We start from the raw sequence: 6,156 nt of genomic DNA on the forward strand, positions 1-6,156 counted from the left end.
GCCGCCGCGTCGCGACGCGGCGGCCCCCTACGTTTGCCACATCAGCGCGTCGCCGCGATCGGCTCCAGGATGACCGCGTCGACCAGGTCGCGCGCCCAGTTGAGCAGCGCGGTGTCGCGCAGCGGCTGGCCGCCGATGCGGGCGGTCATCGGCTTCGGCACCAGGATCTGGTGCACGGCGGACTTGACCAGCGTCTTCGGATAGAGCCGCTGGAGCCGCAGTTGCTGCGACTCGCGCAGGTCGACCGGGCCGAAGCGTACGAAGTTGCCCTGCAACGTGACGTCCGACAGCCCTGCCTTGCGAACGTGCGCGCGGAACCTGGCCACTTCCAGCAGGTTCTCCACGGGGACCGGCAAGGGGCCGTAGCGGTCGATGAGTTCGTCCCGCACGGCGGCGATGTCGTCCTCGCAGGTGATCGCCGCGATGCGCTTGTACGCCTCCAACCGCAGCCGCTCCCCCGGCACGTAGTCGTGCGGGATGTGCGCGTCGACCGGCAACTCCACCTTCACCTCGGGCACTTCCTCGCCCTGGTCGCCCTTGTACTCGGCCACCGCCTCGCCCACCAGGCGCACGTACAGGTCGAACCCGACCCCCTGGATGTGCCCGGACTGCTCACCGCCGAGCAGGTTGCCCGCGCCGCGGATCTCCAGGTCCTTCATCGCGACGAACATGCCCGCACCCATCTCGGTGTGCTGGGCGATGGTCGCCAGGCGCTCGTGGGCCGTCTCGGTGAGCGGCTTCTCGGGCGGGTAGAGGAAGTACGCGTACGCCCGCTCGCGCCCGCGGCCCACCCGGCCGCGCAGCTGGTGGAGCTGCGAGAGGCCGAAGTTGTCGGCGCGTTCCACGATCAGCGTGTTGGCGTTCGAGATGTCGATGCCCGACTCCACGATCGTCGTGCAGACCAGGACGTCGAACTCCTTCTCCCAGAAGTCCACGACGACCTGTTCGAGGGCGTTCTCGTTCATCTGCCCGTGCGCGGTCGCGACGCGCGCCTCCGGCACCATCTCGCGGATCTTCGCGGCGGCCTTGTCGATCGACTCGACCCGGTTGTGGATGTAGAAGACCTGGCCCTCGCGCAGGAGTTCGCGACGCACCGCGGCGGCGATCTGCTTGTCGTCGTACGGCCCCACGAACGTCAGCACCGGGTGCCGCTCCTCGGGCGGCGTGGTGATCGTGGACATCTCGCGGATGCCGGTGACCGCCATCTCCAGCGTGCGCGGGATCGGCGTCGCGGACATCGTCAGCACGTCGACGTTGGCGCGCAGCTTCTTGAGCTGCTCCTTGTGCTCGACGCCGAACCGCTGTTCCTCGTCCACGATGACCAGCCCGAGGTCCTTGAACCGGGTGTCGGACGAGAACAGCCGGTGCGTGCCGATCACCAGGTCGACGCTGCCGTCGGCCAGGCCCTCCAGCGTGGCCTTGGCCTGCGACTCGGTCTGGAAGCGCGACAACGCCCGGATGTTCACCGGGAATTGCGCGTACCGTTCGGCGAACGTCGAGAAGTGCTGCTGCACCAGCAGGGTCGTGGGCACCAGGACCGCGACCTGCTTGCCGTCCTGCACCGCCTTGAACGCCGCGCGCACCGCGATCTCGGTCTTGCCGTAGCCGACGTCGCCGCAGATCAGCCGGTCCATCGGGACCGACTTCTCCATGTCCGCCTTGACCTCCTCGATGGAGGAGAGCTGGTCCGGCGTCTCGGCGTACGGGAACGCGTCCTCCAACTCGCGCTGCCACGGCGTGTCCGCGCCGAACGCGTGCCCCGGCGCGGCCATGCGCGCCGAGTAGAGCTGGATCAGCTCGCCCGCGATCTGCTTGACCGCCTTCTTGGCACGGGACTTGGTCTTCTGCCAGTCGGCGCCGCCGAGCCGGTGCAGCGAAGGGGCCTCGCCGCCCACGTACTTGGTGACCTGTTCGAGCTGGTCGGTCGGGACGAAGAGGCGGTCGCCGGGCTGGCCGCGCTTGGCCGGCGCGTACTCGACCACCAGGTACTCGCGCTGCGCGCCGCCGACCGTACGCTGCACCATCTCGATGTAGCGGCCCACGCCATGCTGTTCGTGCACCACGAAGTCGCCGGTACGCAGTTGCAGCGGGTCGACGACGTTGCGGCGGCGGCTGGGCAGGCGACGCATGTCCTTGGTCGAACTGCGCTGACCGGACACGTCGGTCTCGGTCAGCACGAGGAGCTTGAGGCTGTCCGAGACGAAGCCGTGCTCGATGCGCCCGGTGGTCACGTGCACGAGCCCGGACTCGGGCGCGGTCGGCAGGTCGGGGTCGAGCCGGGCGGTCACGCCTTCACCGGACAACAGCTCGACGTACCGCTGCGCCGGGCCCTGACCCTCGGTCACGAAGACGATCCGCCACTCCTCGGCGAGCCGCCCCTTGACGTCGGCCAGCACCCGCGCGGAGTCACCGCGGTACGACTCGACCGCGTGCGCCCCGATGGCCACCGTGCCGGCCTCCAGCCGCACGTCGAGGCCGGTGTCGGCGCTGAACGGGCTCGTGGTCCACCAGGCCACGCCCAGCTCGCTGGCGTGCTCGCGCGTGTCGGCGAGGCTGCGCAGCGAGGCGGCGCCCAGGTCGATCGGGCTCTCGCCGCCACCGGCCGCGGCGGCCCACGACGCGTCCAGGAACTCCTGGCTGGTCGCCACGAGGTCGGCGGCCCGGGTCCGCACCCGCTCGGGGTCGCACACCAGGATGTGCGCACCCGCGGGCAGCACGTCGAGCAGCATCTCCATGTCGTCCACGAGCGCGGGCGCCAGCGACTCCATGCCCTCGACCGCGATGCCCTCGCTGATCTTGCCGAGCATGTCCGCGAGGTTGGGGTGCTCCTCCAGCAGCACGGCCGCGCGCTCGCGCACGTCGGCGGTGAGCAGCAGCTCACGGCACGGCGGCGCCCACAGGCCGCCCTCGGCGACCTCCAGCGAGCGCTGGTCGGCGACCTTGAAGTAGCGGACCTCCTCGACCTGGTCGCCCCAGAACTCCACGCGGAGCGGGTGCTCCTCGGTGGGCGGGAAGACGTCCAGGATGCCGCCGCGTACCGCGAACTCGCCGCGCTTCTCGACCAGGTCCACGCGGGCGTACGCGGCGGCGGCCAGCCGCTCCACCACGTCGTCGAGCTCCGCCTCGGCGCCCGCGGTCAGGCTCACCGGCACCAGGTCGCCCAGGCCCTTCACCTGCGGCTGCAGCACGCTGCGGACCGGCGCGACGACGACCTTGACCGGGCCTCCGGCGGTGTCCGGCGCGCCGGGGTGGGCCAGCCGCCGCAGCACGGCGAGCCGGCGGCCGACGGTGTCCGACCGCGGCGACAACCGCTCGTGCGGCAGCGTCTCCCACGCGGGGAACTCCACCACGGACTCCGGCGGCAGCAGCGACCCCAGCGCGCTGACCAGGTCCTCGCTCTCCCGCCCGGTGGCGGTGACGGCCAGCACCGGCCGTCCGGCACGGGCCGCGATCGCGGCGATCACAAACGGCCGCAGCGCGGGCGGCCCGACCAGGTCGAGGTGGGTACGCCCACCGCTCGCCGCGGCCTCGACGGCCTCGGCGAGGGCGGGATCGGTGACGACGACATCAAGCAGACCGGTAAGGCTCATGAGATGCGCGGATCCTCCGGACGAGCGACGCGCGGGCAACGCGGAACGCCCCGGCCTGAGAAGGACCGGGGTTCCCCCAAGAGTACGCGGCCCACCGAAAACCTGCCGGACAGCCGCCCCCGCCCCCCGCTCCCCCACCCCCCACTAGGCCAAACGAGTGAACCCCCACCATTCACGCCACCCCCGCCACCCCACTACCTACCGTTCCCCCATGGTCACTTCGCGCGCAGGCGTTGCGTGGCGCTGACACGGACGTCCTCGGTTACTACTCGGAGTTCCTGGAAGTCGGGCTGGACAACACCCCGGCGCGAGCCCTCTGGAGGGACTTGATGTACCGCGGCAGCTTCTTCCCCGGGCGCGGGACGCTCGTCGAGGAGAACCAGCTCATCGGCGAGGCCCACGGCAAGGTCATGGACGCCGCCGACAAGGTGCTGCATCTGCTGGAGCGGCGCGGCGTGGCTGTGTCGGACGCCGAGCGGCAGCGCGTCCTCGAGTGCGGGGACCTCGACGTGCTCAACGTGTGGTTCGACCGTGCGATCACCGCCGAGACGACGGATGCGGTGTTCGTGGAGCCCTTCAAGTAGGCGCGAAGACGCCCGTTCTGTGCGTACGTGCGGCCCGGTGTGACGAGTGCCGCTTGGCCGGTGCGGTCTTGCCCCTTGGCAACGCAAGGCGTAGGGGATCAAATGAGACCGGAGAAATCTGACGACGCGTCGGATTACTGAGAGTCACATCGGGTCGTACGGGCGTACAGGGCGAGGGAGACGACGCAAAAGATGAGTGGCGAGGCGCAGAAGCTCTTCATCGGTGGCGAGTGGGTCGAGCCGGACCGCGGCCACTATGAGGTGATCAACCCGGCGACCGAGGAGGTCGTGGGCCTGGCTCCCGAGGCGTCGGTCGAGCAGGCGCACGCGGCGGCCGAGGCCGCCTCGAAGGCGTTCGAGTCGTGGTCGCAGTCCACCCCCGAGCAGCGCGCCGCGATCCTCGACCGGGCCGCCGACCTGCTGTTCAAGGGCGGCGACCTGCCGGCCCTGGCCGCGGCCGAGTCCGGCGCGACGCCGCAGACCGCGATGATGATGCACGTCGGCACCGCATACGCGCGCTTCAAGCGCTACGCGAAGGGTGCCCTGGAGCCGGTCGAGAGCGCGCTCCCGCCGTCGATCGCCCCGGCCACCGCGCTCAGCAAGGCGGGCGTGTTCGGCTCGCTGGTGATCCGCCAGCCGGTCGGCGTCGTCACCTGCATCACGTCGTACAACAACCCGCTCGCCAACACCGCGGGCAAGATCGCCCCGGCCATCGCGATGGGCAACACCTGCGTCGTCAAGCCCGCGCCCCAGGACCCGCTGGCGGTGTACCGCCTGGCGAACGCGCTGGAGGAAGCGGGCCTGCCCAAGGGCGTGCTCAACATCGTGACCGGCTCGGCGCCGGACGTCGGCGTGGCCACCGTCGAGTCGCCGTACGTCGACATGGTCAGCTTCACCGGTTCGACCCAGGTCGGCATGAAGATCGCCGAGGCCGCGGGCCGCGGCATGAAGCGGCAGCTCATGGAGCTGGGCGGCAAGGGCGCGTGTGTCGTGTTCGACGACGCCGACATCCCCGCGGCGGTCGCCGGCATCGGCACCGTGTGGAGCTTCTACTCGGGCCAGATCTGCACCGCCCCGACGCGCGTGATCGTGCAGCGCGGCGCGTACCAGCAGCTGGTGGCTGGCCTGGAGGCGTACGCCAAGGCACTCAAGGTCGGCAACCCGGCCGACGAGGGCGTCGTGGTCGGCCCGGTCATCTCGGCGGTGCAGCGCGGCCGCGTGGAGGACCTGGTCGCGCAGGGCAAGGCCGAGGGCGCGCACCTGGTGGTCGGCGGCGAGCGCCCCGACTTCGACAAGGGCTTCTTCGTCGCCCCGACGCTGTTCACCGAGGCGACGAACGAGATGAGCATCGCCCGCGAGGAGTTCTTCGGCCCGGTCGTCACGGTCATCCCGTTCGACGACGAGGAGGAGGGCGTCAAGATCGCCAACGACTCCGACTACGGCCTGATCAGCTACGTCTTCTCCGCGGACTCCGAGCGCGCGTTCCGCGTCGCGCGCCGCCTCCGCTCGGGCGGCGTCGGCGTCAACACGGTCGGCCGCAACATGGAGGCGCCGTTCGGCGGCTTCAAGAAGTCCGGCGTCGGCCGCGACGGCGGCTCGTACGGCCTGCACGCCTACAGCGAGATCCAGTCGCTGGTCTGGCAGGGCTGACCCCACACGCAACCACCCGAGGGCCGCACCGGATTCAAGTCCGGTGCGGTCCTTCGTGCTTGGGGATGGGGTCGAGGGGTTCGTGTGCGTGGGTCGTCCACCCCGTGAGGTCGACCTGAGTCCGATCGAGTTCGTCACGTCGCGCCAACGCGTGGGCCACGAAGACACCGGGGAGGCGGACCGCGTGGTCGGCCTGCGGTCCTGCCCCACCCCGCACGCGGCCGGAGGCCGCCGGAAGCAGTCGGAACACCCCGTGTGATCGACGAGCGAAGCGAGGAGAGCGGCCGGAGGCCGCCAAGCAGACTTTCCTGCGTCGGAGGGAGCGAAGCGAG

General features: G+C 70.8%; 3 protein-coding genes. 2 read left to right on the plus strand and 1 reads right to left on the minus strand.

All coding sequences use genetic code 11. The features are described 5' to 3' along the window. Positions 1-41: 41 nt before the first annotated feature. Entirely contained in the window at positions 42-3,590 is a 3,549-nt protein-coding gene (gene mfd / locus AB0C36_RS42280; RefSeq protein WP_358364901.1) for a transcription-repair coupling factor, read from the minus strand. A 329-nt stretch (positions 3,591-3,919) separates the two neighbouring features. On the opposite strand from mfd, the gene AB0C36_RS42285 reads away from it, so the two are divergent. Beyond that, positions 3,920-4,174, plus strand: coding sequence for a hypothetical protein (locus tag AB0C36_RS42285; RefSeq protein ID WP_358364903.1), 255 nt, complete (start codon positions 3,920-3,922; stop codon positions 4,172-4,174). Positions 4,175-4,366: 192 nt separating this feature from the next. Continuing rightward, positions 4,367-5,824, plus strand: coding sequence for an aldehyde dehydrogenase family protein (locus AB0C36_RS42290; RefSeq protein WP_358364906.1), 1,458 nt, complete (start codon positions 4,367-4,369; stop codon positions 5,822-5,824). Positions 5,825-6,156: the final 332 nt, after the last annotated feature.

Source organism: Streptodolium elevatio, assembly GCF_040649515.1.
GTDB classification, from domain to species: domain Bacteria; phylum Actinomycetota; class Actinomycetes; order Streptomycetales; family Streptomycetaceae; genus Yinghuangia; species Yinghuangia elevatio.